The sequence below is a fragment of the Dactylosporangium siamense genome (assembly GCF_016862795.1).
GTDB lineage: Bacteria > Actinomycetota > Actinomycetes > Mycobacteriales > Micromonosporaceae > Dactylosporangium > Dactylosporangium siamense.
This window is the reverse complement of the sequence record NZ_BONQ01000098.1, coordinates 1-24,919: the sequence shown is the minus strand read 5'-3', so window position 1 is coordinate 24,919 and position 24,919 is coordinate 1. Positions and strand designations below refer to the sequence as shown.

Below are 24,919 nucleotides of genomic sequence, written 5' to 3'. Positions count from 1 at the left end.
CGTGGTCGGGCTTTCTACCTGGCGCCACCTGGCCCTATCTGACCCTGTCTGGCGTTACCTGGACCTATCTGGCGCTGGCTGGCTGGGGTGGGCGGCGTGGGCTTTGACGGCGACGCGCCCGGGCCCCTGTGCGGGGTCCGGGCGCGTCGAGGTCTTCACACTGGTCCGGGGGGACCTACCTGGCGGCAGTCACTTGCCGCCGGCGAACTCCCCGAGCAGTGCCTTGCGCTGCTGGTCGCCGAGGCCGCGGAGGCGGCGGCTGTCAGCGATCTTCAGCTTCTCCATGATCTGCGTCGCGCGGATCTTGCCGATGCCGGGCATTGCCTGCAGCACGGCCGAAACCCGAAGCTTGCCGACGACGTCGTCGGACTCCGCACGATCGAGCACGGCAGCGAGGGTGGTCTTCCCCTGCTTCAGTTGCTCCTTCAGCTCAGCGCGAGCCTTACGAATCTCAGCCGCTTTTTCCAAAGCGGCCGCGCGCTGTTCCGGGCTCAGTGACGGGAGCGGCACCAGGTCTCCTCAGGTCCCTTGAAAAGAATGTTGATGGTCTAGCGCCGGGAAAACTAGCGGTCACGAGCCATTTCGGCAACGTGGGAATCCCATGATCGACGGCCGGTGTCGGCCCGATGATCAGGCGGTGACCGCCAGAGCGGCGGCGCATTCGTCACGCGCCCGCTCCGCGGCGGCACGCAGCGTGGCGATGCCGGGGCCCGCGCCGAGGACCTCCCGGGAGTACGACGGCAGCACGTCAGGGGCTTGATCACCGAACGCGGCGCGCAGTCCGTCGGCCCTTCCGCCCTGTGCGCCGAGGCCCGGCGCCAGGATCGGGCCATTGAGGTTCGTCAGGTCGTGTCCGTGCTGCCCAAGTGTGGCGCCGATCACCACTCCGACGTCGCCGAGTGGCATCACACCCGCGTTGACCTGCGAAATCTCGTCGATGACGGTCTGTGCGACGGTCTTGCCGGAGGCGCCGACGGCCCGCTGGACCGCGGCGCCCTCGGGATTGGACGTGAGCGCGAGGACGAACGCGCCGAGCCCATTGGCGGCCGCCTTGTCGATGATCGGGCGCAGCGAGCCGACGCCGAGATAGGGGCTGACGGTGATCGCGTCGGCGCACAACGGCGACGCCGGATCGAGGTACGCATCGGCGTACGCCGCGGCCGTTGAGCCGATGTCACCCCGCTTGACGTCGAGAACTACAAGAGTTCGGGTCCCGCTGAACTGTCGGATAGTTGACTCCAGGACCGCTATGCCCCTGGAGCCGAAACGCTCAAAAAAGGCAGACTGCGGCTTGATCACTGCGACCCGGTCGGCCAGGGCCTCCCCCACCGTCCGACTGAACGCTTCCAGGCCCTTGACATCGTCGGAGAGCCCCCAGGCAGCCAGGAGGGAGGGGTGAGGGTCGATCCCGACGCACAACGGCCCCAGCGTGTCCATGGCGGCCCGGAGCCGGGCCCCGAAACGCTCCGGTGAAGTCACAACCGCTCCCGAGTGGCTTGCACGGCCTGCTTCACGAGGCGGGGGCCGTGGTAGATGAGTCCGGTGTAGAGCTGCACGAGCGACGCCCCGGCGTCCAGCATCCGGGTCACGTCGTCGTGCGTGGTGATCCCGCCGACGCCGATCACCGGCAGCCCGCTCTCCTTGGCGACGAACCGCACGACCTCCAGGGCGCGCGGCGCGAGGGGCCGGCCGCTCAGCCCGCCGGCCTCGGCGGTGTCGACGCCGGGGCGGCCGACCGTGGTGTTGGTGGCGATCAGCCCGGCGACGCCGTGGCTGAGGCACACGTCGAGCAGGTCGCCGAGCGCGGTGTCGGTCAGGTCGGGCGCGACCTTCACCAGCACCGGCCGGCCCGCCGGGTTCTCCGCGCGCAGCGCTCCGAGCAGCGCCGACAGGTGCGCCTTGTCCTGCAGCTCGCGCAGGCCCGGCGTGTTCGGCGAGCTGACGTTCACGGCGAAGTACGCGCCCTGGTCGTACAGCTGCCGGAAGCTGCTGACGTAGTCCTCGACGGCGCCGGACAGCGGCGTCACCTTGGACTTGCCGAGGCTGATCCCGAGGGGCACCGGCAGCGGCCCGAGCGCCCGCAGCCGGTCCGAGAGGGCCCGGGCGCCGGCGTTGTTGAAGCCCATCCGGTTGACGACCGCCTCCTGCTCCGGGAAACGGAACAGGCGCGGGCGGTCGTTGCCGGGCTGCGGGTGCCAGGTGACGGTGCCGACCTCGACGAAGCCGAACCCGAGCCGCGGCCAGGCCCGCAGCGCCCGGCCGTCCTTGTCCATGCCGGCGGCGAGCCCGACCGGGTTCGGGAAGTCGATCCCGAACACGGTCCGGCGCGCACCGGGCGGGCTGTGGACGGCGCCGCGAGGCAGGCGGGCAAGCCACCGCAGGGTCAGCTCGTGCACCGTCTCGGCGTCGCCGCCGCCGAGACGGAACAGCAGCGGGCGGACCAGGCGTTCGTAGGTCACGCCGCCTCCGGCGTCGCCGCGAGCCAACCCCGCGGGCCCGGGACGCGCCGCTGGCCGCTCACCGCTGCCCGCGCAGGGCGGCGTGCAGCTCCTGCAGCGGCCGGACCGTCATCTCGCCGCGCAGCAGCGCCTCGATGCCCATGACGGCGGCCGCCGCGCCGGGCAGCGTGGTGATGCACGGGATGTCGGCGACGACCGCGGCGCTGCGGATCTCGTAGCCGTCCTGCCGGCCGCTGGAGCCCTGCGGCGTGTTCATGATCAGCGAGACCTCTCCCCCGGCGATCATCGACACCGCGTTGCGGCCGTTGCCCTCCTCGAAGTGCTTCGGCACGATCTCGCAGGCGACCCCGTACCGGCGCAGCACCTGACCGGTGCCGGCGGTCGCCACGATCGAGAAGCCGAGGTCGGCGAGGCGCTTCACCGGGAACACGATGCCGCGCTTGTCCCGGTTGGCGACGGTGACCAGGACGGTGCCGGTGGTCGGCAGCGAGCCGTAAGCGGCGGCCTGGGACTTCGCGAACGCGTGGCCGAAGGACGTGTCGATGCCCATGACCTCACCCGTCGACTTCATCTCCGGGCCGAGCAGGTTGTCCACGCCCTTGCCCTCGACGGTGCGGAACCGCTTGAACGGCAGCACCGCCTCCTTGACCGCGATCGGCGCGTGCTCGGGCGGCGTACCGCCGTCGCCGTCGGCCGGCAGCAGCCCTTCGGCGCGCAGTTCGGCGATCGTGGCGCCGAGCGCGATGCGGGCCGCGGCCTTCGCCAGGGGCACCGCGGTGGCCTTCGACACGAACGGCACGGTGCGCGACGCGCGCGGGTTGGCCTCCAGGACGTACAGGACGTCGTCCTTCAGCGCGTACTGGACGTTGAGCAGCCCCTGCACGCCGATGCCGCGGGCGAGGGCGACCGTGTAGCGGCGGACCTCGTCCAGGTGCATGCCGGCGAGGGTGATCGGCGGCAGGACGCAGGAGGAGTCGCCGGAGTGGATGCCGGCCTCCTCGATGTGTTCCATGATCCCGCCGACGTAGACCTCGCCGTCCTTGTCGCACAGCGCGTCGACGTCGATCTCGATGGCGTCGTCGAGGAACCGGTCGACGAGCACCGGGTGCGCCGGGGAGATCTCCGTGGCCCGGGCGATGTACCCGCGCAGGGTCTCCTCGTCGTAGACGATCTCCATGCCGCGCCCGCCCAGCACGTACGACGGCCGCACCAGCACCGGGTAGCCGATCTCGTCGGCGATGAGCTTCGCCTCGGCGAAACTGGTCGCGGTGCCGTGCGCGGGCGTGGTCAGGCCGGCCCCGGCGAGGAGCTTGCCGAACGCGCCGCGGTGCTCGGCCAGGTGGATCGCCTCGGGTGAGGTGCCGACGATCGGCACGCCCGCGTCCGCGAGCTGCTGGGCGAGGCCGAGCGGGGTCTGCCCGCCGAGCTGCACGACGACGCCGATGACGCCGGGGCCGCCGGCGGCCCTGCCGGACTCGTCCTCGGCGTGCACGACCTCCAGGACGTCCTCGAACGTGAGCGGCTCGAAGTACAGCCGGTCGGCGGTGTCGTAGTCGGTCGAGACCGTCTCCGGGTTGCAGTTGACCATGACGGTCTCGTAGCCCTTGGCCCGCAGCGCCATGACGGCGTGCACGCACGAGTAGTCGAACTCGATGCCCTGGCCGATGCGGTTCGGGCCGGAGCCGAGGATCAGCACCTTCGGCCGGTCCGACGGGGCGACCTCGGTCTCCTCCTCGTAGGTGCTGTAGTGGTACGGCGTCGTCGCACCGAACTCCGCGGCGCACGTGTCCACGGTCTTGTACACGGGTCGCAGGCCGAGGCGCTGGCGCAGGCTGCGGACCCCGTCCTCGCCGGCGAACTCGGGGCGCAGCGCGGCGATCTGCCGGTCGGACAGGCCGGCCCGCTTGGCGGTGCGCAGCAGCGGCTCGTCCAGCACCGCGGCGCTGAGGATCTCGGCGCGCAGGTCGACGAGCGCCGCGATCTGGTCGACGAACCACGGGTCGAAGCCGGAGGCCTCGGCGACCGCCGTGACACTGTGCCCTTCGCGGATCGCGCGTTCGGCGGTGTACAGGCGGCCGTCGTGCGGCACCTTCAGCGCTTCGAGGGCGTTCTCGCCGGGCTTGTCGGGCGTGGTCCAGAACCCCGCGGCCTTGGTCTCCATCGACCGCATCGCCTTGCCCAGGGCCTCCTGGAACGTGCGGCCCATCGACATGGCCTCGCCGACCGACTTCATCGTGGTCGTCAGCTCCGCGTCGGCCCCGGGGAACTTCTCGAAGGCGAACCGGGGGATCTTGACCACGACGTAGTCCAGGGACGGCTCGAACGCGGCCGGGGTCTTCAGGGTGATGTCGTTGGGGATCTCGTCCAGGGTGTAGCCGATGGCGAGCTTCGCGGCGATCTTCGCGATCGGGAAGCCGGTCGCCTTGCTCGCCAGGGCGCTGGAGCGCGACACCCGCGGGTTCATCTCGATGACGACGAGGCGGCCGGTCTGCGGGTGCACCGCGAACTGGATGTTGCAGCCGCCGGTGTCGACGCCGACCTCGCGCAGCACGGCGATGCCGAGGTCGCGCAGCCGCTGGTACTCCACGTCGGTGAGCGTCATCGCCGGGGCGACCGTCACCGAGTCGCCGGTGTGCACGCCCATTGCGTCGACGTTCTCGATCGAGCACACGACGACGACGTTGTCGTGCTTGTCGCGCATCAGCTCCAGCTCGAACTCCTTCCAGCCGAGCACGCTCTCCTCGATGAGGACCTCGTGCACCGGGGAGGCGACGAGCCCGCCGCCGGCGAGCCGCTCCAGGTCGGCGTCGTTGTGCGCCATGCCGGAGCCGAGCCCGCCCATGGTGAACGACGGCCGGATGACGACCGGCAGGCCGAGGTCGGCGACGGTCTGGCGGACCTCGTCCATGGAGTGGCAGACCCGGCTGCGCGGGGTCTCCCCGCCGGCCTTCGCCACGATGTCCTTGAACAGCTGGCGGTCCTCGCCGCGGCGGATCGCGTCGATGTTGGCGCCGATCAGCTCGACGCCGTACTTGTCGAGGACCCCGGCCTCGTGCAGCGCGACCGCGGTGTTCAGCGCGGTCTGCCCGCCGAGGGTGGCCAGGAGCGCGTCGGGGCGCTCCTTGGCGATCACCTGCTCGACGAACTCGGGGGTGATCGGCTCGACGTACGTGGCGTCGGCGAACTCGGGGTCGGTCATGATGGTCGCCGGGTTGGAGTTGACGAGGCTGACCCGCAACCCCTCCGCGCGCAGCACCCGGCACGCCTGGGTGCCGGAGTAGTCGAACTCGCACGCCTGGCCGATGACGATCGGGCCGGAGCCGATGACGAGGACGTGCCGGAGATCGGTCCGCTTAGGCATTGGTGTTCATCAACTCCGCGAATCTGTCGAACAGGTAGTCCGCGTCGTGCGGCCCCGCTGCCGCCTCCGGGTGGTACTGGACGGTGAAGGCCGGCGTGTCCAGGCAGCGCAGGCCCTCCACGACGTTGTCGTTGAGGCAGACGTGGCTGACCTCGACCTCGCCGAACTCGGTGCTGGTGCGACCGTCGAGCGGCGCGTCGACGGCGAAGCCGTGGTTGTGGCTGGTCACCTCGACCTTGCCGGTGGTCCGGTCGAGGACGGGCTGGTTGATGCCGCGGTGCCCGTACCCGAGCTTGTAGGTGCCGAACCCGAGCGCGCGGCCCAGGATCTGGCTGCCGAAGCAGATGCCGAAAAGAGGGATTTTCGCCGACATGACGGCTTTTGCCAGATTTACCGGTCCGTCCGCGGTGGCCGGGTCGCCCGGGCCGGGCGAGAAGAACACCGCGTCGGCGTTGAGCTCCTTGATGTCCGCGAGGGTGGTGCTCGCGGGCAGCACGTGCGTGGTCACGCCGCGGGCCGCGAGGCGGCGCGGGACGTTGCGTTTGATGCCGAGGTCGATCGCGGCGACCGTGAACCGGTGCTCCCCCTCGGCCTCGATCGTGTACCGCTGCGGCGTGCTGACCTCGGCGGACAGGTCGGCGCCGAGCATCTGCGGCTGCTGGCGGACCCGCTGCAGCAGGCCGTCGCGGTCGTCGTCGACGCTGGACACGCCGACCCGCATCGCGCCGCGCTCACGCAGGTGCCGGGTCAGCGCCCGGGTGTCCACGCCGCTGATGCCGACGATCCCCTCGACCGCGAGACGGTCCTGGAGGCTGCCGGTGGCGCGCCAGTTCGAGTACGCCCGCGACGGGTCCCGGACCACGTAGCCGGCGACCCAGACCCGGTCGGACTCGTCGTCCTCGCCGTTGATCCCGGTGTTGCCGATCTGCGGCGCGGTCTGCACGACGACCTGCCGGTGATACGACGGGTCGGTCAGCGTCTCCTGGTAGCCGGTCATGCCGGTGTTGAACACCGCCTCGCCGAAGGTCTCCCCGATGCTGCCGAAGGCCTCGCCGTGGAACGTGCGGCCGTCCTCCAGTACCAACAATGCTGCTCTGCGCTTCACCGAGTCGCCTTTCCGTTCAACACCGTCGGCTCGCCGCGCAGGTAGGTCGCCTCGACGCGACCGCGCAGCTCCATTCCGGCGTAAGGGGTGTTGCGCGACCTGCTGGCCAGTGCGGTCGGGTCGACCGTCCACCTGACGTCCGGGTCGAAGATCGTGATGTTCGCGGGCTGCCCCGGCTGGAGTGCGTGCCCGTGGCCGGTCAGACCGGCGATCTTCGCGGGCGCGACGGACATCCAGTCCGCGATCCTGTCCCACTGCGGCCCCATCGTCTGTACGACGATCGCGAGAGCGGTCTCCAGGCCGAGCATCCCCGGTCTGGCGTACGCCCACTCGCACTCCTTGTCCTCGACGCTGTGCGGGGCGTGGTCGGTCGCGACGCAGTCGATCGTGCCGTCCTGCAGCCCCTTGCGCAGCGCGAGGACGTCCGCCTCGGTGCGCAGCGGCGGGTTCACCTTGTACACCGGGTCGTAGTCGACGGCGAGGTCCTCAGTGAGCAGCAGGTGGTGCGGCGTCACCTCGGCGGTCACCCGCCAGCCCTTCGACTTCGCCCAGCGGATCAGCTCGACGCTGCCGGCGGTCGACACGTGGCAGATGTGCAGGCGGGCGCCGACGTGCCCGGCGAGCAGCACGTCCCGGGCGATGATCGCCTCCTCGGCGACCGCGGGCCAGCCGACCAGGCCCAGCCGGGCGGCGACCTCGCCCTCGTTCATCTGCGCGCCGGTGGTCAGCCGCGGCTCCTCGGCGTGCTGGGCGATCACGCCGTCGAACGCCTTCACGTACTCCAGGGCGCGGCGCATCAGGCGCGGGTCGCTGACGCAGTGCCCGTCGTCGGAGAAGACCCGGACCCGGGCGGCGGAGTCGGCCATCGCGCCCAGCTCGGCGAGCTGCTCGCCGCCGAGGCCGACGGTGACCGCGCCGATCGGCTGCACGTCGACCAGGCCCGCCTCGCGGCCGAGCCGCCATACCTGCTCCACGACCCCGGCGGTGTCGGCGACCGGGGAGGTGTTGGCCATCGCGCAGACCGCGGTGTACCCGCCGAGCGCCGCCGCCCGTGAGCCGGACTCGACCGTCTCGGCGTCCTCGCGGCCCGGTTCGCGCAGGTGGGTGTGCAGGTCGACGAGCCCTGGAAGTGCGATCTTGGGACCTTTTTTGTCCGGATTTATGCTAACAATGACCCCGTCCTCGACGGTGATCTCTCCCAGGTTCGTGATCACGCTTTGCCTCCGAGCAGCAGGTAGAGGACGGCCATCCGCACGGAGACCCCGTTGGCGACCTGTTCGACGATCGTGGAGCGCGGCGAGTCGGCGACCTCCGGCGCGATCTCCATGCCCCGGTTCATCGGGCCGGGGTGCATGACGATCGCGTGCTCGGGCAGCCGGCGCATCCGCGGCACGTCGAAGCCGTAGCGCCGCGCGTACTCCCGCTCCGAGGGGAAGTACGCCTGGTTCATTCTTTCCCGCTGGACCCGCAACATCATGACGACGTCGGAATCCGGCACCACCGCGTCCAGGTCGTAGGACGTCGCCGCGGGCCACGCGCCCACACCGACCGGCAGCAGCGTCGGCGGTGCGACGAGCGTCACCTTCGCGCCGAGGGTGTGCAGCAGCTGCACGTTGGACCGGGCGACCCGTGAGTGCAGCACGTCGCCGACGATCGCCACGTTCAACCCGGCGAGCCGTTTGAGGCGGCTGCGCATGGTGTACGCGTCGAGCAGCGCCTGGGTCGGATGCTCGTGCGTGCCGTCACCGGCGTTCACGACGCTGCCCTCGACCCAGTTCGCGAGCCGGTGCGGCGCGCCGCTGGCCGGGTGCCGGATGACGACCGCGTCGGCCCCCATCGCCTGCAACGTCAGGGCGGTGTCCTTGAGACTTTCACCCTTGGAGACGCTGGAGCCCTTGGCGGAGAAGTTGATGACGTCGGCCGAGAGCCGCTTCGCGGCCGCCTCGAACGAGATCCGCGTCCTGGTCGAGTCCTCGTAGAACAGGTTCACCACGGTGCGCCCCCGCAACGCGGGCAGCTTCTTCACCTCGCGCCCCGCGAGGCTCGCCATCTCCGCCGCGGTGTCCAGAACCAGGGTCGCGGCGGCCGCGTCAAGGTCGGCGGCGCTGAGCAGATGCTTGATCATGTCTGGGCACCCCTGTTTTTGATCACCACGGCGTCGGTGCCGTCATGCTCGGCGATCGACACCCGCACGCTCTCCTCGATCGAGGTCGGGATGTTCTTGCCGACGTAGTCCGCCCGGATCGGCAGCTCCCGGTGACCCCGGTCGACGAGGACCGCCAGCTGGACCGTCCGCGGCCGGCCGAGATCCTTGAGCGCGTCGAGCGCCGCGCGGACCGTGCGCCCGGAGAACAGGACGTCGTCGACGAGGATCACCCGCCGCCCGTCGAGACCGCCCGGCGGCACCTCGGTGTGACCCAGCGCACGGGTCGCCTGCAGGCGAAGATCGTCCCGATAGAGGGTGATGTCCAACACACCCACGGGGATCTCGGCGCCCTCGAACGTGGCGATCCTCGCGGCCAGCCTGCGCGCGAGGGGAACACCCCGGGTAGGTATGCCCAGCAGCACCGTTTCGGCCGCGCCGGACGTCTTTTCCAGAATCTGATGGGCAATCCGGTCCACCACCCGGGCGACATCTGCCGCCGTTAGGATGGTTTTGCCCAGCTCAGCGCCGGTTGTCGGAGACGACAAACCAGACCCCCTTCCCCGCCTCACCGGACGGGTCGTTAAAGGACGTCGAACGGCAACCACCCTAACAACCGCCCTGACCTGGGCAACGGATGGGTCTCGACCACTTGACCACGCGTCTTCCGCCAGTTACGGTCACGCTCCGTAGCGATCGCTGGGGAAACCCCTCAGGCCAGTGACTGGGAGTGTCCGTATGCCGTCTGAGTACGCCAAGTCTCTTGGTGCTCGCCTGCGCTCCATCCGACAGCAGCAGGGGCTGTCTCTGCAGGGTGTCGAGGAGAAGTCGGCAGGGCGTTGGAAGGCCGTCGTCGTCGGTTCGTATGAGCGGGGCGACCGCGCCGTCACCGTGTCCCGCCTGGCTGAGCTGGCCGAGTTCTACCGCGTCCCCGTCGCCGAGCTGCTGCCCGAGGGCAGCGGCGTGCGGCACGAGCCCACCAACAAGATCGTCCTGGACCTGGAGCGGCTCTACGACGCCGGCGCCGAGGACCTTGCCTACGTGGCCCGCTACGCGCGTGCCATCCAGCAGCAGCGCGGCGACTACAACGGTCGCGTGCTGTCCATCCGCGCGGACGACCTGCGCGCCCTGGCGATCGTCTACGACGCGTCGCCGTCGGGCCTGGTCGAGCGGCTCAACGAGCACGGCGTGCTCGTCACCGACCCGCGCAGCCTCTTCCAGTCCTAGTTTCTGGTCGAAAGGGGGCCGCTGACGCGGCCCCCTTTTCGCCCTCCAAGTTGACCTTGGAGACTTTGTCTGGTCAGGGCACGACAAACTCTCCAAGGTCAACTAGGCCGCCACCCCGCCGCCCGCAATGCCGCGCGCAACTGGCGCACAACGGTCTCCGGATCACGGCGGACCTGCCATGCGGTGAACCGCAGCAGCCGGTCGCCCGTGATCGCGATCTCGTTGTGCTGCACCATGTCCGCGGACCAGGCCCGCACCTCCATGTGCTGCGCGCCGTCGATCTCGACGTGGATCCCGAACTCCTCGAACAGCGCGTCGCGATAGCGCTTCCGCCCCCGGCCGTCCCTCCGCACCACCTGGCGGGTCGGATCGGGAAGACCGTTGCGCCGGCACAGCTGCAGGAACTGCACCTCGGAGATCGAGTGCGACCCGCCCCGGGCGTCCTCGACGGTCTGCCGGATCAACGCCTCTCGACGCACCCCGTGCAGCCGGCCGAGCACCGCGAGCACCTCGTCACCGCTCACCAGCCGCTGCTGAAAACCCGCCGCGACCACTGCCACGGCCTCCGCGTCGTCACGGGCCCATTGCGCGGCGTCGACCAGCGACCGGGCCGCCACCGTCGACGGCGGTGACCCACGGGTAAGGACATCCTCGGTCGTCAGGCACGCGGACCGCCGGATCACGGTGTCCGGTGGGGTCAACGTCACCCTCCGCCGCGCGGTGATCAGTATCTCGGTGTAGGGCTTGCGGTACCCCTTGAGACCGAGGACCTCCAGCGCACTGAACGCGGCCAAGGGACCACGGCTGGCCAGCACCCCGATCCAGCGCTGCTGCGGTATGCCGAGCGGCCCGGTCTGCGCCACGAAGATCGACCGCACCGGCTGCTGCCATCGACCCGACGACACCCGGTGATACAGGGCGTTCCGGGTCAGGTGCCGCAGGGCCTGGCGGCGGGAGATGACGTTGTGCTGGCGGAACAGCAGATGGTCGAGCGGATCCGCGTCGTGCGACGGCGGATCACGCTCGACGTTCGCCCAGCCCACCGCACGACCTACGTGGCGTAGTCGGCGATCCGGCCCAGGATGCCGTTGAGGAACCGCGGCGAGTCATCGGTCGACAGCGTCTCCGCGAGCTCGACCGCCTCCGTGATCGCGACCGGGTTGTCGATCTCGTCGTTGTACAGCAGCTCGTACACCGCGATCCGCGCCAGGTTCCGGTCGACCACCGGCATCCGCTCCAGGGTCCACCCCTCGGCGTAGCTGGACAGCAGCTCGTCGATGCGCACCGAATGACTCTCGACACCCTCGACCAGCTGGACGGTGTACGGCAGGTAGCCGGGCTTCGGCTCCTCGAGGTTGGCCACATACGCGGCCAGGGTCGACGCGCGCGACTCACCCCGGAGGTCAGCCGAGTAGAGCACGTCCAAGGCCCGCTTCCGGGCCTTCCGACGCGCCGTCATCTGGGCGGTGACGTCACCACCCAGGAACGAACCCCCCGAAAAGGTCACGACCGACCGAGGTAACGGCTGTCGCGGGTGTCGACCTTGATCTTCTCACCGGTGGTGATGAACAGCGGCACGTTGACCGTGGCGCCCGTCTCGACCGTCGCCGGCTTGGTGCCACCCGTGGAGCGGTCACCCTGCAGGCCCGGCTCCGTGTACGTGACCTCCAGGATCACCGACGTCGGCAGCTCGACGTACAGCGGCACACCCTCGTGCGTGGCCACCGTCACCTCGGCCTCGGGCAGCAGGAACTTGGTCCCCTCGCCGACCGTGCCGGACGGGACGGAGATCTGCTCATACGACTGGAGATCCATGAACACGTAGTCTTCGCCGTCGATGTACAGATACTGCATCGTGCGCTTGTCGACGGTGGCGGTCTCGACCTTCGTGCCCGCGTTGAACGTGCGGTCGACCACCTTGCCGGACAGCACGTTCTTCAGGGTGGTCCGCACGAACGCGCCGCCCTTGCCCGGCTTGACATGCTGGAACTCCACAACGGCCCACAGATCGCCGTCGAGGTTGAGCACCAGGCCGTTCTTCAGGTCGTTCGTGGTTGCCATGTGGATAGACGTCACTTTCGTCAGTTGGTCCGTGCGGCATGATGCCGGCGGAAAGGCCCGAAGCAGTGTACCGGCCCGTTCATGTGTGCGTCGCCACGAGGTCACGCGACTGCGCGAGTGTGCCGGGATGGGAGTCAACCGTACCCTGGGTTTCGCGGGTTCCGTCGCCATCGCGGTCGGTGGCATCTCCGCCGGCGCGTTGCCGCAACACGACCCGTTCGGGCACTGGCCCCTGATCCGCGAGCTGCGCACCTTCCCCCTCGCCGGCGTCGCCTGCACCTACTTCGGGCTGGCCCTGCTGTGCGGCGCGTGGCTGCGGATGCGCGCGACCGTCGACGGGCAACGCCCAGCCGACCTGGTCAGAACGATGCTGTGCTGGGCCGCCCCGCTCGCGGTGACCGCCCCCATGTTCAGCCGCGACGTGTACAGCTACCTCGCCCAGGGTGAGATGGTCCGTCGCGGCCTGGACGCGTACCGATGGGGCCCTTCCTCTCTCGGCGGCCCCCTCGCCTTGAACGTGCCGGCGATCTGGCAGGACACCCCGGCGCCCTACGGCCCGGTGTTCCTGCGCTGCGCCTCGGCGATCCTCTCGGTCACCGGCGAGCACACCGTCGCCGGGGTGTGGGCGATGCGGCTCGTCGCCCTCACCGGCGTCGCCCTCGTCGTGGCCTGCCTCCCCGGCCTCGCCGCCCGTTTCGGCGTCCCCGTCCAGCGGGCCCTGTGGTTCGGCGCGCTCAACCCGCTGCTCCTGCTGCACCTCGTCGCCGGCGCCCACAACGACGCCCTCATGGTGGGGCTGCTCGCCGCCGGCCTCCTCGCCGCCGTCCGCGACCGGCCCCTGCTCGCCGCCGCCCTCATCGTCGCCGCCGCCCTCGTCAAGGCCCCCGCGATCCTCGCGCTCATCACGATCGTCGCGCTGTCCCGCGGCCGTACGCTCGCGCTCGTCCGCACCGCCGCCGGCGCCGCTCTCGCCTTCGTCGCCCTGCAGGCCGCATCCGGTCTCGGCCTGGGCTGGATCGCCGCCCTGCACACCCCGACCACCGTCCGCAACGGCCTGTCCCTCAGCACCGACATCGGCATGCTGCTCGCCGAGGCGGGCCACCCGTCCGCGATGGCGGTCATCCGGCTCGCCGCGGCGGCCCTCGGCTGCGCGCTGGCCGGCTGGGCCCTGCTGCGCGCCCCGAACCCCATCGCCGGGCTGGGCCTCGCCCTGGGCGCGATCGTCCTGTGCGGCCCGGTGGTGCACCCCTGGTACCTGCTGTGGCCGATCGTCCCGCTCGCCGCCGGCATGCCGGACCCCCCACCGGCCGCGATCCGCCTGACGGTGGGCGTCGCGATGTTCCTGCTGCCCTTCGGCGCGCCCGGCTACCCGGAGGCGGTGGTCGCCGCCATCTTCGGCACCGTGGCGGGCGTACTCTATCTACGCCTGCGTCCCCCGGTCCCAGCCCTCGTTCCCGCCACCTGACCCTCGCCGATCCATGATTTGGCATACAGGTTGAGCGGTGCAAACTCCGGAAAGTGACGACGTGGTGACGGCTTTATAGATCGATTAGATGGGGCGGTGTAGGGTGCTTGAGAAAGCGGTCGGCACCACCACCTAGGTCCCGCATCACTGGCCACCGCAACGAACCCCCGACACCAGCCCAGCGCTCGACCCACTCACCCCGCAGCCCTCCCCCACGCCCGCGCGGGTCAGGGGCGCCGCCCGCGGATCGGCAGCGCCGCCCCCGAGCCAGGCGCCGCCTCCGGAGTCAGGCGCGACGGCCCCGAGTCAGGCGCGACGGCCCCGGCGGTGGCCGCGGTCAGGTGCGGTGGCCGCGGGTCGGGTCAGGTGCGATGACTCCGAGTCAGGTGCGGTGGCCGCGGGTCGGGAGGCGACGGCTGGTTGCGCAGGAGGCGGCGGGCACGGGTCAGGAGGGCGGCGGTGCGGGTCAGGAGGCGACGGCCGAGTACGCCTGGAAGAGCAGCTCGTCCGGCGGGCCGGCCAGGGTGCCCGGGGTCGCCAGGCCGTCGAGGACGACGAAGCGCAGCGTCGCGCCTCGGGCCTTCTTGTCGACCCGCATCGCGGCGTGCAGGTCGGGCCAGGCGGCGGCCGCGTACGTGACCGGCAGGCCGAGCAGGGTCAGCACGTGCAGGTGCCGGTCGGCGACGTCGGCCGGGAGGCGACCGGTGAGGCGGCCCAGTTCGGCGGCGTAGACCAGGCCGACGCTGACCGCGTGGCCGTGCTTCCAGCGGTACTGTTCGCGGCGTTCGATGGCGTGGCCGAGGGTGTGGCCGTAGTTGAGGATCTCGCGCAGGCCCGACTCGCGCAGGTCGGCGGTGACGACCTTGGCCTTGACGGCGACGGCCCGCTCGACCAGCTCAGAGAGCACGACGCCGTGCGGGTCGAGCGCCGCGGCCGGGTCGGCCTCGACGAGGTCGAGGATGGCGGGGTCGGCGATGAAGCCGCACTTGACCACCTCGGCCATGCCGGCCCGCAGGTCGTCGGCGGGCAGGGTGTCCAGGGTCGACAGGTCGCAGACGACGCCGGCTGGCGGGTAGAACGCGCCGACGAGGTTCTTGCCGGCGGCGGTGTTGATGCCGGTCTTGCCGCCGACGGCGGCGTCGACCATGCCGAGGAGGCTGGTTGGGACCTGGACCAGGCGGACGCCGCGCAGCCAGCTCGCGGCGACGAACCCGGCGAGGTCGGTGACGGCGCCGCCGCCCACGCCCACGACGGCGTCGCTGCGGGTGAACGCGGCCTCGCCGAGCGCGTCCCAGCAGCCGGCGGCGACGGCGATGTCCTTGCCCGCCTCGGCGTCGGGGACTTCGAGGGGCAGGACGCCGTGGCCGGCGGCGCGCAGCGCGGCCATGACCTGCTCGGCGTGCCCGCGGACCGGACCGGCGAACAGGACCGCGACCTGCGCGGCACCGCCGACGAGCTCAGGCACCCGGTCGACCAGCCCCCGCCCGATCAGCACCGAGTAGCCCCCGACGTCGACAACGGAAGCCGCAGAACCCGCGGAACCCGCCGAAGACGCAGCGCCCGCGGAAGACGCAGAGCCCGCAGAGGACGCAGAGCCCGCAGAGGACGCGGAAGCCCCGGTCACAGCTTGCCCGCCAGCTCGGCGACGATGTCCTCGGGCGTCCGGCCGTCCGTGACGACAGTGACCGTGGCGGCCTGCTCGTACAGCGGCCGGCGCTGGTCCAGCAGGAACTTCAGGGTGGCCCTGGGGTTGAGGGCCAGCAGCGGCCGGCCCGCCCCGAGGCCGACCCGGGACACGGCGTCGGACAGCTCGACCGACAGGTACACCACCGTGTGCCCGGTGAGCAGCTCGCGGGTCTCGGCGGCCAGGATCGCGCCGCCCCCGAGGGCCAGGACCCCGTCGAACGAAGACAGCGCGGCGGCGACCGCGGCCCGCTCGAGCGCCCGGAAGTGGTCCTCGCCGAAGTCGATGAAGATCTCCGGGATCGGTTTGCCGGCGGTGGTTTCGATGTCGGCGTCGACGTCGCGGAACGGCACGCCCAGGGCCGCGGCGAGCAGCGTGCCCACGGTCGTCTTGCCGGCACCCGGGGGCCCCACCAGGACGGCCCGGGGGCTCATCGGATCACCAGGTGGGTGAGGTAGCCGGAGACGTTGCGCTGGATCTCGGCGACCGAGTCGCCGCCGAACTTCTCCAGGGCGGCCTCGGCGAGGACGAGGGCGACCATCGCCTCGGCGACGACGGCGGCGGCCGGGACCGCGCACACGTCGGAGCGCTGGTTGATGGCGGTCGCGGGCTCGCCGGTGGTGACGTCGATGGTCTGCAGGGCGCGGTTGAGCGACGAGATCGGTTTCATCGCGGCGCGGACGCGCAGCGGTTCGCCGGTGGTGATGCCGCCTTCGAGGCCGCCGGCCCGGTCGGTGACGCGGCGGACACCGTCGGCGGTGGGGATGATCTCGTCGTGGGCCTGGGAGCCGCGGGAGCGGGCCTGCGTGAACGCGTCGCCGATCTCGACGCCCTTGATCGCCTGGATGGACATGAGGGCGGTGGCGAGGCGGGCGTCGAGTTTGCGGTCCCATTGGACGTGGCTGCCGAGGCCCGGTGGCACGCCGTAGGCGAGGACCTCGACGATGCCGCCGAGGGTGTCGGCGTCCTTCTTCGCGGCGTCGACCTCTTCGACCATGCGGGCGCTGGCGTCGGGGTCGAGGCAGCGCAGCGGGTCGGCGTCGATGCGGTCGAAGTCCTCGGGGCGGGGCAGCAGGCCGGGTTTGGCGGCGACGGAGCCGAGCTCGATGACGTGGGAGACGATGTCGATGCCGAGGGCCTGGCGCAGCAGGGCCTTGGCGACGGTGCCGACGGCGACCCGGGCGGCGGTTTCGCGGGCGCTGGCGCGTTCGAGGATCGGCCGGGCGTCGGTGTGCCCGTACTTCTGCATGCCGGCGAGGTCGGCGTGGCCGGGCCGGGGGCGGGTCAGCGGCGCGTTGCGGGCCTGCGCGGCGAGCAGCTCGGGGTCGACGGGGTCGGCCGCCATGACGGTCTCCCACTTCGGCCATTCGCTGTTGCCGACGCGGATCGCGACGGGGCTGCCGAGGGTGAGGCCGTGGCGCAGGCCGCCGACGAACTCGACCACGTCCTGCTCGAACGCCATTCGCGCGCCGCGGCCGTAGCCGAGACGTCGACGGGACAACTCTGCCGCCACTGACGCGCTCGTCAACTCGATGCCGGCGGGAACACCCTCCAGGATCGCGACGAGTGCCGGGCCATGCGACTCACCTGCGGTCAACCAGCGCAACACGTCGGCAAGTCTGTCACGGCGCGAAAGCGACGCCACGCCTGAGGTGACACCAGCCCGTCAGGCGGGACAACCCTAAAGCGCGGCGCGCATCGCCGCCACCGGCGCGGCCACGCCCGTGAACAGCTCGAACTGGTCGACCGCCTGCCACAGCAGCAGGTCCAGCCCGGACACGATCGCGCACCCCGCGTCCGAGGCCGCGGCAGCGAGGGGCGTCGGCCACGGCTCGTAGATGGCGTCGAACACGACGGGCCGCCCGGACCAGTCGGCGAGCGCCAGGGAGTCCGCCGCGCCCTTCGGCACCGTGGAGATCACCACCGGGAACGCCGAGCACTCCGAAACAGACGCCCAGTCACCCCAAACCAGCTCGACGTCCAGCGCGGCGGCGACCGGCAGCAACTCTTCAAAGGCCGAAAAGCGGCGGGTGTACAGGGTGACGTCGGCCGACAGCGACGCGGCGGCCGCGAGGGCCGCCCGGGCTGTCCCGCCGCCGCCGAGCACGGCGAGCCTGGGCGTGCGGGCGACCCCCGCCTCCAGCAGCGCCCGGACCATGCCAGGCGCGTCGGTGTTGTACGCGTGCCACCCGTACGCCCGCCGGACGAGGGTGTTCGCGGCGCCGATCGCCGCGGCGAACGGGTCGACCATCGCCGCGACCGTGAGCGCCACCTCTTTGAGCGGCATGGTGAGCGACAGCCCGGCCCAGTCGGGGGTGAGTCCGGCGACGAACCCGGGCAGGTCGGCGGTGCCGCATTCGATCGCCGTGTACGTCCAGTCGCGCAGGCTCGCGGCCGCGTAGCCGGCGTTGTGGATGGCCGGTGAGCGCGAGTGGCTCACCGGCTGGCCGAGGACCGCGGCACGCACCTATTTGACGCCGTTCTTCTTCGCCTGTTCCCACATCTTCTGGAACTCCGTGTACGTCTTCGCGTAGCCGGTGTTGCCGGCGGTGTCGATGGCGCAGAAGTAGTAGAAGTCGTGCTTCGGCGGGTTGATCGCCGCCTTCAGCGCGCTGGTGCCGGGGTTGCTGATCGGCCCGATCGGCAGGCCCGGGACGTCGTGGGCGTTGTACGGGTTGTTCTTGTTGTGCAGTTCGGAGTTGAGCAGCTCGGTCGAGGGCTTGGCGCCCTTGCCGGTGATGCGCAGGTAGTAGTTGACGGTGCTGTCGACCTGCAGGCAGTTGCACTGGAACTTGCCGGAGTAGACCCGGTTGTAGAGGACCCGGACGATGCCCTCCTGGTCCTTGTCGAGGCCTTCGACCTGGGCGATCGACGCGGCGATCAGCGCCTCGTAGGGCGAGATCTTCAGCGAGTTCTGCACGCCGTCGATGAACCCGGTCGCGTCGATCTCCTGGTTGAACCGGTTGATGATGATCTTCAGGACGCCGGCGGCGTCGACGTTCGGCGGGAAGTCGTAGGTCGCCGGGAACAGGAAGCCCTCGATGCTCTTGGCGACCTGCTTCTTGTCCTGGCGGGTGAACCACACGTCGCCGAGGCCGAGCGCCTTGGTGTCGGCGGCGGCCTTCTCGAACTCCTCGTAGGGGATCTTGGTGAACTCGGAGAGCTTCTTGAACGTGTCGACGTAGGTGAGGCCCTCGGGGAGCGTGACCTTGTTGACCAGGCGGCTCTTCGGGTCGAGCATCAGCGACAGCGCCTGCGCCGCGGCCATCTGCTTGCGCAGCTTGTAGAAGCCGGGCTGCAGCTTCTTGCTGCGCTCGTCCTTCTTCGCGGCCTCGATGAACGCCTTCGCGCTCTTCACGACATCCTTTTCCTTCAGCGTGGCGGCGATGTCGGCGGCATACTGGTCAGGGAGCACCTCGACCGTCACCTCGCCGGTGCCGCCGCCGTTGTAGTCCTCGGCGGTGAACATGTTCTTGATCTTGTCCACGCCGATGAAGGCCCCATACGCGAGCCCGCCGAAGACCAGCAGGCTGAGGAAGAGCGCGACGAAGGTCCGTCCGCCGCGGCCCTTGCGCTTGCCGCGCGGAGACACGGCGCGGCGCCGATGTCTGTTGGGCCGTTCCTCGTCGTCCCAGCCCAGGTCGAGCTCGCCCATCTGTCCTTCGCCTCCTGGCACTCAGCCGCGAACGGCCCGTCGCGCGTCGAGCCATCGTTGCAGAATCTCCACCGCGGCCACCTGGTCGATGACCGCGCGTTGCCGCCTGCCCCGGACGCCACGCTCCGACAGCCTACGTGTTGCCGCCGCGGTGGACATCCTCTCGTCCGTCAGCAACACCGGCACAGGGTCCGCCAGCGCGGCCAACCGGTCGGCGTATTGCCTGATCAGGACCGCTGCGGGCCCTTCCTTGCCGGCCAGGTTGATTGGCAGGCCGACAACGATCTCGACCGCTTCGTGCTCCGCGACCAGTCGCAAGATTTCCGACATGTCCGAAGGAATGCGGTCACCCTCGGTGACCGGGTCGCGCGGCAGGGTGGCGACGGGGGTCGCGAGGATCCCGTCCGGGTCGCACAGCGCGACCCCGACGCGGACGCTGCCGACGTCGATGCCGAGACGTCGACCACGGACCCACGGCTGCGCTCTCACGCCCGTCACCCTATGCGGCCCGCGCACACCGTGAACGCCCGCGGGTAGGTGAATCGACGAATTCACCTACCCGCATACGAGACAACAGCTACAGCGCGCGCTCGACCGCCGCGAGCAGGTTCGCGGCCTCGGCCGCCGGCACGCCGCCGCCCTGGGCGAGGTCGGCGTTGCCGCCGCCACGGCCGGACAGGGCGCCCTTGACCAGGTCACCGGCGGACAGGCCGCGGCTCTTCGCGGCGGCGTTGAGGCCGACGACGAGCGACGCCTTGCCGCCGGCGCGGGCGGTGACGGCGACGACCGCGGGCCGGTCCGCCGGGATCCGGCCGCGGATCTCCTGCACCAGGGTCCGGACCTCGTTGGCGGAGGTGCCCTCGGGCGCCTCGGTGCCGACGTAGGCGACGCCCCGGATGTCCTTGGCCGCGTCGGCGAGCCCGCCGGCGCCGGCGAGGACGAGCTGGGTGCGCAGCTTCTCCAGTTCGCGCTCGGCGTCGCGCAGCTGCGCGACGGCCTGCTCGACCCGGTCGGCGACCTGGTCGCCGGGGACCCGGAACAACTCGGCCAGGCGCGACACGAGGACGTGCTCACGGGCCAGGTGACCGAAGGCGTCCAGACCGACGAGCGCCTCGACGCGGCGTACCCCGGAACCGATCGACGACTCGGACAGGATCTTCACCAGGCCCAGTTGGCTGGAGCGTTCGACGTGGGTGCCACCGCACAGTTCGCGGGCGTAGTCGCCGACCTCGACGACGCGGACCTCGTCGCCGTACTTCTCGCCGAACAGCGCCATCGCGCCGATCTTGCGGGCCTCCTCCTGCGAGGTGATGAACGCGTTGACCAGCAGGTCCCGCAGGAGCACCTCGTTGACCTGCTGCTCGACGTCGTGCAGCACGCTCTGCGGGACGGCGCCTGGGGTGTTGAAGTCGAAGCGGAGCCGGCCGGGCGCGTTGAGCGAGCCCGCCTGCGTCGCGGACTCGCCGAGGAAGTTGCGCATCGTCTGGTGGATGAGGTGGGTCGCGGTGTGCGCCCGGGACACGGCCCGCCGGCGGGTGGTGTCGATCTCGGCGAACGCGGACTCGCCGGCCCGGATCTCGCCCTCGAGGACCTTGACCCGGTGCACGATCAGGCCGGGCAGCGGCGTCTGCACGTCGAGGACCTCGACCTTGCCGCCGCCGGTGGTGATGACGCCCAGGTCGGGCATCTGGCCGCCGCCCTCGGCGTAGAACGGGGTCGCGTCCAGGACCAGGGACACCTCGTCACCGACGGTCGCGGCGGCGACACCGAGCAGCGACCGCACCGACGACTCGCGGGCGACCTCGCGGTACCCGGTGAACTCGACCGGCCCGCCCTGCTCGAGCGCGGCGCGGAACTGCGACAGGTCGGCGTGGCCGGTCTTGCGGGCCTTCGCGTCGGCCTTGGCGCGGGTGCGCTGCTCCGCCATGAGCCGGCGGAAGCCGGCCTCGTCGACGGTGAGGCCCTGCTCGGCGGCGATCTCCAGGGTCAGGTCGATCGGGAACCCGTACGTGTCGTGCAGCTGGAACGCCTTCTCCCCCGACAAAACCGACTTGTCGGACTTGCGCGCTTCCGTCACCGCGGTGTCGAGGATCGTCGTACCCGCCCGGAGCGTCTGCAGGAACGCCTCCTCCTCGCCGTACGCGTAGGAGGAGATCCGGTCGAAGTCGGCGGCCACCTCCGGATACGACGGGGCCATGCAGTCCCGCGCGATCGGCAGCAGGATCGGCAGCGCCGGCCCCTCGTGCCAGCCCAGCAGGCGGATCGACCGGATCGCCCGGCGCAGGATGCGGCGCAGCACATACCCGCGGCCCTCGTTCGACGGCGTGACCCCGTCGGAGATCACCATGAGCGCGGTCCGGACGTGGTCGGCGATCACCCGCAGCCGCACGTCGTCCGGGTGCGACTCGCCGGCCACCTTCGACGTGGCCTGCCCGTAGCGCTTCCCGGTCATCTCCGCGGCCTTGGCGAGGATCGGGTTGACCTCGTCGATCTCGTACAGGTTGTCCACACCCTGCAGGATCGACGCGATGCGCTCCAGGCCCATGCCGGTGTCGATGTTCTTGTTCGGCAGCTCACCGACGATGTCGAAGTCCTCCTTCGACCGCACGTTGGTGATCTCGTACTGCATGAAGACCAGGTTCCAGAACTCCAGGTAGCGGTCCTCGTCGACCTCCGGGCCGCCCTCCTTGCCGTAGGCGGGGCCGCGGTCGTAGTACAGCTCCGAGCACGGGCCGGCGGGGCCGGGGATGCCCATCGACCAGAAGTTGTCCTTCTTGCCGCGGCGCACGATCCGCTCCGCCGGCAGGCCGGTCTTCTTCCACAGCTCGATCGCCTCGTCGTCGTCGAGGTAGACCGTCGCCCAGATCCGCTCCGGGTCCAGGCCGAAGCCGCCCTTGTCGACCGGGTTCGTCGACAGCTCCCAGGCGAGCTTGATCGCGCCTTCCTTGAAGTAGTCGCCGAAGGAGAAGTTGCCGTTCATCTGGAAGAACGTGCCGTGCCGGCTGGTCTTGCCGACCTCGTCGATGTCGGGGGTGCGGATGCACTTCTGCACCGACGCCGCCCGCGGGTAGGGCGGGGTGCGCTGGCCGAGGAAGAACGGCACGAACTGGACCATGCCGGCGTTGATGAACAGCAGGTTCGGGTCGGCGATCGCCGGCAGCGGCGCGCTCGGCACGACCGTGTGCCCCGCCGCCTCGAAGTGGGCGAGGAAACGACGCTTGATCTCCGCGGTCTTCATCGGTGCTGCCGGCCTTCCGGGTAAAGGTCCTCGTCGAGGGTCGAACCGTCGGTGAACGCTGCGTTGATCTCGGCCTCACGCTCGGCCATGCCGTCGCGGACGTCGTCGACGAACCCGCGGACCGACCCGGCGAACCCGGCAGCCGAGTCACGCGCCTGCGCGGCGATGCCCTGCGGCGTGAACGCCTGCGCCTTCTTCGTCACCGCACGGACCACCAACGCTCCGACGGCAAGTCCGATCCCGAGCCACAGCAACCGCCGCATGGCTCAACCTCTCTGTTCTCGTTTTGGATGGTGTACAGGCAGCGCCCGGCCGGACTAGGCCCGCTTACGCCGCGACTGCTTGATCTGCTCCCGCACCTCGGCCTCGTCGGCGGCGGCGCGGCGGTTCGCGGCGGCCTTGCGCACGCCGTAGCCGAACGCGGCGACCTTCACGAGCGGGTTCGCCGCGGCCGCGCTGACCACTGTGGACAGGTTGGCCACGTTGGCGCTCACGTGCGACACGTTCTCGGTGATCGTGTCGATGCGGGCCAGCTGCATGTTGACCCCGTCAAGCGTGGTGTGCACCTGGTTCAGGGCGACGTTGACGTTGTCGATCGTCATGTTGACCCGCTCCAGCATCGGGGTCGTCTGGTCCGCGACGTCGCGCAACGCGCCGGTGGCCGCGTCGATCGTGTGCCGGACCCGGAGGATCGGCACGGCGAGCACGAGCACGAGCACGAAAAACCCACCCGACGCCACCAGCGCCGCGATACCGCCCACGGACACGGACACGCCCGACCTCCTTCACCCGCGTGGATGCGCTCATCCAACGGAGGAACCCTACCCTCCGTGATGTAGCAGCGCTTCTCGACCGGCCGGTATCGGCGTCAGCCGCCGCCCTGCGTCCCGCCCGGCCCGTAACTGATCCGGTTGAAGACTTTGATGGTGGCCACTGCCAGTGGGCAGATCGCCGTCGGTCCCGGGCCGGGGCTGTCCAGCTCGGACGGTTGCGGCGCCGGGTCCTGCGTCATGGACGGGCTCGCTGGCGCCTTGGCCGTCGGCTTCCCCGGCGACACCGGTGGCTGGGACGGGTTCACCGTCGGCCGGGCGTTCTTCACGTCGCAGACGGCGGCACGTACCCACAGGTCGAGGACGTACTCGTCGCGCTGCCAGCACGTCTCGATCCCGTCGACGCCCTCCGCCTGGCAGTCGGGGATGTCCCACTCGACCCAACCGGCGTCCTTGAGCTTGCCGACGAACGCCCGGTTGGTCTCCTCCGGCCCGCGCGCCGACTCCCACGTCCGCTGCCGGGACCGGCACTCGTGGATGCACCACCGGCTGCCCAGCGCCCCGTCGGTCGGGTTGCGCGCCGCCCACTCCGGCAGGTTGAGGTTGTCCAGCTCCACGAACACCGGGTCCCTGGTGAACTCGCGGATCACGAAGAACGCCGCGGGCGCGCTGACGACCGCGAGGACCACGAAGATGATCGTCGCGAGCCGCAGCTGCCGGACCCGCTTGGCCTGCGCCAGCTGCAGCAGCCCGAACGGCGCGATCTGCGTCGTGGACTCCCAGTCGAACGCGCCCGGCGTGGTGGCCGTCCCCCGGTACGTGGTCGCCGGGTTCGGGTCGAACCGGGCCAGGTCCACGAACGGCTTCGGGGGCGCCTCGCCGGGCTGCCTCGCCACGCCGTACGGCGACGGCCGCCCACCGGGACCCCCGGCGCCCTGCGGCCCGCCGTGGGGTCCACGCTGCAGCGGCCCGCCACGGGACGCGCCCTGCGGGCCGTTGCCCCGCTGGAACCCCGGCGAGCCGGGCTCCTGCGGACCGCCACCCGGATGCGACCGCCCCTGCGGCCCGGCACCGTGCGGCCCCGCGCCCTGCGGCCCGCCACCGTGCGAGCCCGCGCCCTGCGGCCCGCCGCCGTGTGGGCCGGCACCGTGCGCTGCGGCGTTGTGCGGTCCGCCGCCCTGACCGCGGGCGCGGAGGTCGCCGCTCTGACCGCGGCCCTGGGGATCGCCGCTGTGACCACGACCGTGGAGATCGCCGCCCTGACCACGACCGTGGGAGTCGCCGCCCTGACCACGACCGTGGGGATCGCCACTCTGACCGCGACCGTGGGAGTCGCCGTGCTGTAGGCCGCCACCCGGCGCGGCACCGGCGGGCGAGGCCTGGAACGGGGCGCTGGCCTGCGCGCGCCCGCCCCGGCCCGGCGCCCCGGCGGGGCCCGCGTCCGCGGCGAAACGACTGGTCAGCTCGGCACCGGAACCGCCGCGACGCTGGGCCGGCGGAGCGGATTCGCTGGCAAACCGGCCGGGACCGTCGCCGGCGGCCGCCTCGAAGGCGCGGCGCCCGCCGCTCTGCTCCAGGTCGGGCTCGCCCCGACGCGGCTCAGGCACGGCCCGACGACCACGCGACGGCGACTCATCGTCCACACGCGGCTCAGGCACCGCCCGACGACCACGCGACGGCGACTCCTCATCAGCGCGCGGCTCAGGCACGGCCCGACGACCACGGGACGGCGACTCGTCGTCAACGCGCGG

The 24,919-nt window shown here is 71.1% G+C and carries 24 protein-coding genes; 3 read left to right on the top strand and 21 right to left on the bottom strand.

The features are described 5' to 3' along the window. Window positions 1-189: 189 nt before the first annotated feature. The 8 genes from mihF to pyrR form a co-directional block, all read right to left on the bottom strand. Window positions 190-510 carry an integration host factor, actinobacterial type gene (gene mihF / locus Dsi01nite_RS31735; protein WP_033356842.1) on the bottom strand — a complete coding sequence of 107 codons (321 nt, stop codon included), beginning with the start codon at window positions 508-510 and terminating at the stop codon, window positions 190-192. Window positions 511-630: 120 nt separating this feature from the next. Further along, window positions 631-1,479: an orotidine-5'-phosphate decarboxylase gene (gene pyrF / locus Dsi01nite_RS31730; protein ID WP_275423432.1), complete on the bottom strand. Its 849-nt coding sequence runs from the start codon at window positions 1,477-1,479 to the stop codon at window positions 631-633. Further along, window positions 1,476-2,459, bottom strand: a complete 984-nt coding sequence (locus Dsi01nite_RS31725; RefSeq protein WP_203849992.1) for a quinone-dependent dihydroorotate dehydrogenase — start codon at window positions 2,457-2,459, stop codon at window positions 1,476-1,478. Before Dsi01nite_RS31725 ends, pyrF begins: the two co-directional genes overlap by 4 nt. Window positions 2,460-2,517: 58 nt before the next feature. After that, on the bottom strand, window positions 2,518-5,820 hold the full coding sequence (carB, locus tag Dsi01nite_RS31720) for a carbamoyl-phosphate synthase large subunit (protein WP_203849991.1): 3,303 nt from the start codon (window positions 5,818-5,820) through the stop codon (window positions 2,518-2,520). After that, a complete protein-coding gene (carA, locus tag Dsi01nite_RS31715) occupies window positions 5,813-6,925 on the bottom strand; it encodes a glutamine-hydrolyzing carbamoyl-phosphate synthase small subunit (protein WP_203849990.1) in 1,113 nt (370 codons plus the stop codon). The genes carB and carA overlap by 8 nt, the downstream gene beginning before the upstream one ends. Further along, the gene (locus Dsi01nite_RS31710) at window positions 6,922-8,118 is read right to left on the bottom strand and encodes a dihydroorotase (protein ID WP_239136315.1); all 1,197 of its coding nucleotides are present in this window, start codon (window positions 8,116-8,118) and stop codon (window positions 6,922-6,924) included. The genes carA and Dsi01nite_RS31710 overlap by 4 nt, the downstream gene beginning before the upstream one ends. A gap of 17 nt (window positions 8,119-8,135) precedes the next feature. Next, window positions 8,136-9,050, bottom strand: a complete 915-nt coding sequence (locus tag Dsi01nite_RS31705) for an aspartate carbamoyltransferase catalytic subunit (RefSeq protein ID WP_203849988.1) — start codon at window positions 9,048-9,050, stop codon at window positions 8,136-8,138. Beyond that, complete coding sequence (pyrR, locus tag Dsi01nite_RS31700) at window positions 9,047-9,616, bottom strand: bifunctional pyr operon transcriptional regulator/uracil phosphoribosyltransferase PyrR (protein ID WP_275423431.1); 570 nt, start codon at window positions 9,614-9,616, stop codon at window positions 9,047-9,049. The genes Dsi01nite_RS31705 and pyrR overlap by 4 nt, the downstream gene beginning before the upstream one ends. Window positions 9,617-9,806: 190 nt before the next feature. Here pyrR and bldD point away from each other — a divergent pair, with 190 nt between their 5' ends. Then, the gene (gene bldD, locus Dsi01nite_RS31695) at window positions 9,807-10,295 is read left to right on the top strand and encodes a transcriptional regulator BldD (protein ID WP_033356835.1); all 489 of its coding nucleotides are present in this window, start codon (window positions 9,807-9,809) and stop codon (window positions 10,293-10,295) included. A gap of 98 nt (window positions 10,296-10,393) precedes the next feature. Here the strand turns inward: bldD and Dsi01nite_RS31690 are convergent, their stop codons facing one another. The 3 genes from Dsi01nite_RS31690 to efp are packed head-to-tail and all read right to left on the bottom strand — an operon-like array spanning window position 10,394 to window position 12,356. Next, window positions 10,394-11,338 (bottom strand): DUF559 domain-containing protein, encoded by a 945-nt coding sequence (locus Dsi01nite_RS31690; protein WP_203849987.1) that lies wholly within the window; start codon window positions 11,336-11,338, stop codon window positions 10,394-10,396. Between the two features lie 8 nt (window positions 11,339-11,346). Beyond that, window positions 11,347-11,754 (bottom strand): transcription antitermination factor NusB, encoded by a 408-nt coding sequence (gene nusB / locus Dsi01nite_RS31685; RefSeq protein ID WP_203849986.1) that lies wholly within the window; start codon window positions 11,752-11,754, stop codon window positions 11,347-11,349. Window positions 11,755-11,798: 44 nt separating this feature from the next. Further along, window positions 11,799-12,356 carry an elongation factor P gene (gene efp, locus Dsi01nite_RS31680; protein ID WP_203849985.1) on the bottom strand — a complete coding sequence of 186 codons (558 nt, stop codon included), beginning with the start codon at window positions 12,354-12,356 and terminating at the stop codon, window positions 11,799-11,801. Between efp and mptB the strand changes: the two genes are divergently transcribed. Beyond that, a complete protein-coding gene (mptB, locus tag Dsi01nite_RS31675) occupies window positions 12,355-13,821 on the top strand; it encodes a polyprenol phosphomannose-dependent alpha 1,6 mannosyltransferase MptB (protein ID WP_275423430.1) in 1,467 nt (488 codons plus the stop codon). The two genes, efp and mptB, sit on opposite strands and share 2 nt — an antisense overlap. Before the next feature lie 466 nt (window positions 13,822-14,287). Here the strand turns inward: mptB and aroB are convergent, their stop codons facing one another. The 10 genes from aroB to Dsi01nite_RS31625 form a co-directional block, all read right to left on the bottom strand. Then, complete coding sequence (gene aroB / locus Dsi01nite_RS31670) at window positions 14,288-15,445, bottom strand: 3-dehydroquinate synthase (RefSeq protein WP_203849983.1); 1,158 nt, start codon at window positions 15,443-15,445, stop codon at window positions 14,288-14,290. After that, the gene (locus Dsi01nite_RS31665; protein WP_203849982.1) at window positions 15,442-15,939 is read right to left on the bottom strand and encodes a shikimate kinase; all 498 of its coding nucleotides are present in this window, start codon (window positions 15,937-15,939) and stop codon (window positions 15,442-15,444) included. The genes aroB and Dsi01nite_RS31665 overlap by 4 nt, the downstream gene beginning before the upstream one ends. Further along, on the bottom strand, window positions 15,936-17,114 hold the full coding sequence (gene aroC / locus Dsi01nite_RS31660; RefSeq protein WP_203849981.1) for a chorismate synthase: 1,179 nt from the start codon (window positions 17,112-17,114) through the stop codon (window positions 15,936-15,938). Before aroC ends, Dsi01nite_RS31665 begins: the two co-directional genes overlap by 4 nt. 72 nt (window positions 17,115-17,186) lie before the next feature. Beyond that, on the bottom strand, window positions 17,187-17,972 hold the full coding sequence (locus Dsi01nite_RS31655; protein ID WP_203849980.1) for a shikimate dehydrogenase: 786 nt from the start codon (window positions 17,970-17,972) through the stop codon (window positions 17,187-17,189). Continuing rightward, window positions 17,973-19,160, bottom strand: coding sequence for an endolytic transglycosylase MltG (gene mltG, locus Dsi01nite_RS31650; protein ID WP_203849979.1), 1,188 nt, complete (start codon window positions 19,158-19,160; stop codon window positions 17,973-17,975). A 21-nt stretch (window positions 19,161-19,181) separates the two neighbouring features. Next, entirely contained in the window at window positions 19,182-19,649 is a 468-nt protein-coding gene (gene ruvX, locus Dsi01nite_RS31645) for a Holliday junction resolvase RuvX (protein ID WP_203849995.1), read from the bottom strand. 88 nt (window positions 19,650-19,737) lie between these two features. After that, window positions 19,738-22,398 carry an alanine--tRNA ligase gene (gene alaS / locus Dsi01nite_RS31640; protein ID WP_203849978.1) on the bottom strand — a complete coding sequence of 887 codons (2,661 nt, stop codon included), beginning with the start codon at window positions 22,396-22,398 and terminating at the stop codon, window positions 19,738-19,740. After that, entirely contained in the window at window positions 22,395-22,661 is a 267-nt protein-coding gene (locus tag Dsi01nite_RS31635) for a hypothetical protein (RefSeq protein WP_203849977.1), read from the bottom strand. The genes alaS and Dsi01nite_RS31635 overlap by 4 nt, the downstream gene beginning before the upstream one ends. 54 nt (window positions 22,662-22,715) lie before the next feature. Next, window positions 22,716-23,165, bottom strand: coding sequence for a DUF948 domain-containing protein (locus tag Dsi01nite_RS31630; protein WP_203849994.1), 450 nt, complete (start codon window positions 23,163-23,165; stop codon window positions 22,716-22,718). Window positions 23,166-23,266: 101 nt separating this feature from the next. Continuing rightward, on the bottom strand, window positions 23,267-24,064 hold the full coding sequence (locus tag Dsi01nite_RS31625) for a hypothetical protein (RefSeq protein ID WP_203849976.1): 798 nt from the start codon (window positions 24,062-24,064) through the stop codon (window positions 23,267-23,269). A gap of 150 nt (window positions 24,065-24,214) precedes the next feature. Between Dsi01nite_RS31625 and Dsi01nite_RS31620 the strand changes: the two genes are divergently transcribed. After that, window positions 24,215-24,514, top strand: coding sequence for a hypothetical protein (locus Dsi01nite_RS31620; RefSeq protein ID WP_203849975.1), 300 nt, complete (start codon window positions 24,215-24,217; stop codon window positions 24,512-24,514). Window positions 24,515-24,919: the final 405 nt, after the last annotated feature.

What these genes read in the sequence shown, in the direction of transcription:
- mptB (WP_275423430.1), top strand. Translation starts at nt 12,355, where the DNA reads ATGTGGATAGACGTCACTTTCGTCAGTTGGTCCGTGCGGCATGATGCC.
- Dsi01nite_RS31705 (WP_203849988.1), bottom strand. Translation starts at nt 9,050, where the DNA reads ATGATCAAGCATCTGCTCAGCGCCGCCGACCTTGACGCGGCCGCCGCG.
- nusB (WP_203849986.1), bottom strand. Translation starts at nt 11,754, where the DNA reads ATGACGGCGCGTCGGAAGGCCCGGAAGCGGGCCTTGGACGTGCTCTAC.
- efp (WP_203849985.1), bottom strand. Translation starts at nt 12,356, where the DNA reads ATGGCAACCACGAACGACCTGAAGAACGGCCTGGTGCTCAACCTCGAC.
- mltG (WP_203849979.1), bottom strand. Translation starts at nt 19,160, where the DNA reads ATGGGCGAGCTCGACCTGGGCTGGGACGACGAGGAACGGCCCAACAGA.
- alaS (WP_203849978.1), bottom strand. Translation starts at nt 22,398, where the DNA reads ATGAAGACCGCGGAGATCAAGCGTCGTTTCCTCGCCCACTTCGAGGCG.
- Dsi01nite_RS31635 (WP_203849977.1), bottom strand. Translation starts at nt 22,661, where the DNA reads ATGCGGCGGTTGCTGTGGCTCGGGATCGGACTTGCCGTCGGAGCGTTG.
- Dsi01nite_RS31665 (WP_203849982.1), bottom strand. Translation starts at nt 15,939, where the DNA reads ATGAGCCCCCGGGCCGTCCTGGTGGGGCCCCCGGGTGCCGGCAAGACG.
- carB (WP_203849991.1), bottom strand. Translation starts at nt 5,820, where the DNA reads ATGCCTAAGCGGACCGATCTCCGGCACGTCCTCGTCATCGGCTCCGGC.
- bldD (WP_033356835.1), top strand. Translation starts at nt 9,807, where the DNA reads ATGCCGTCTGAGTACGCCAAGTCTCTTGGTGCTCGCCTGCGCTCCATC.
- Dsi01nite_RS31620 (WP_203849975.1), top strand. Translation starts at nt 24,215, where the DNA reads ATGCGACCGCCCCTGCGGCCCGGCACCGTGCGGCCCCGCGCCCTGCGG.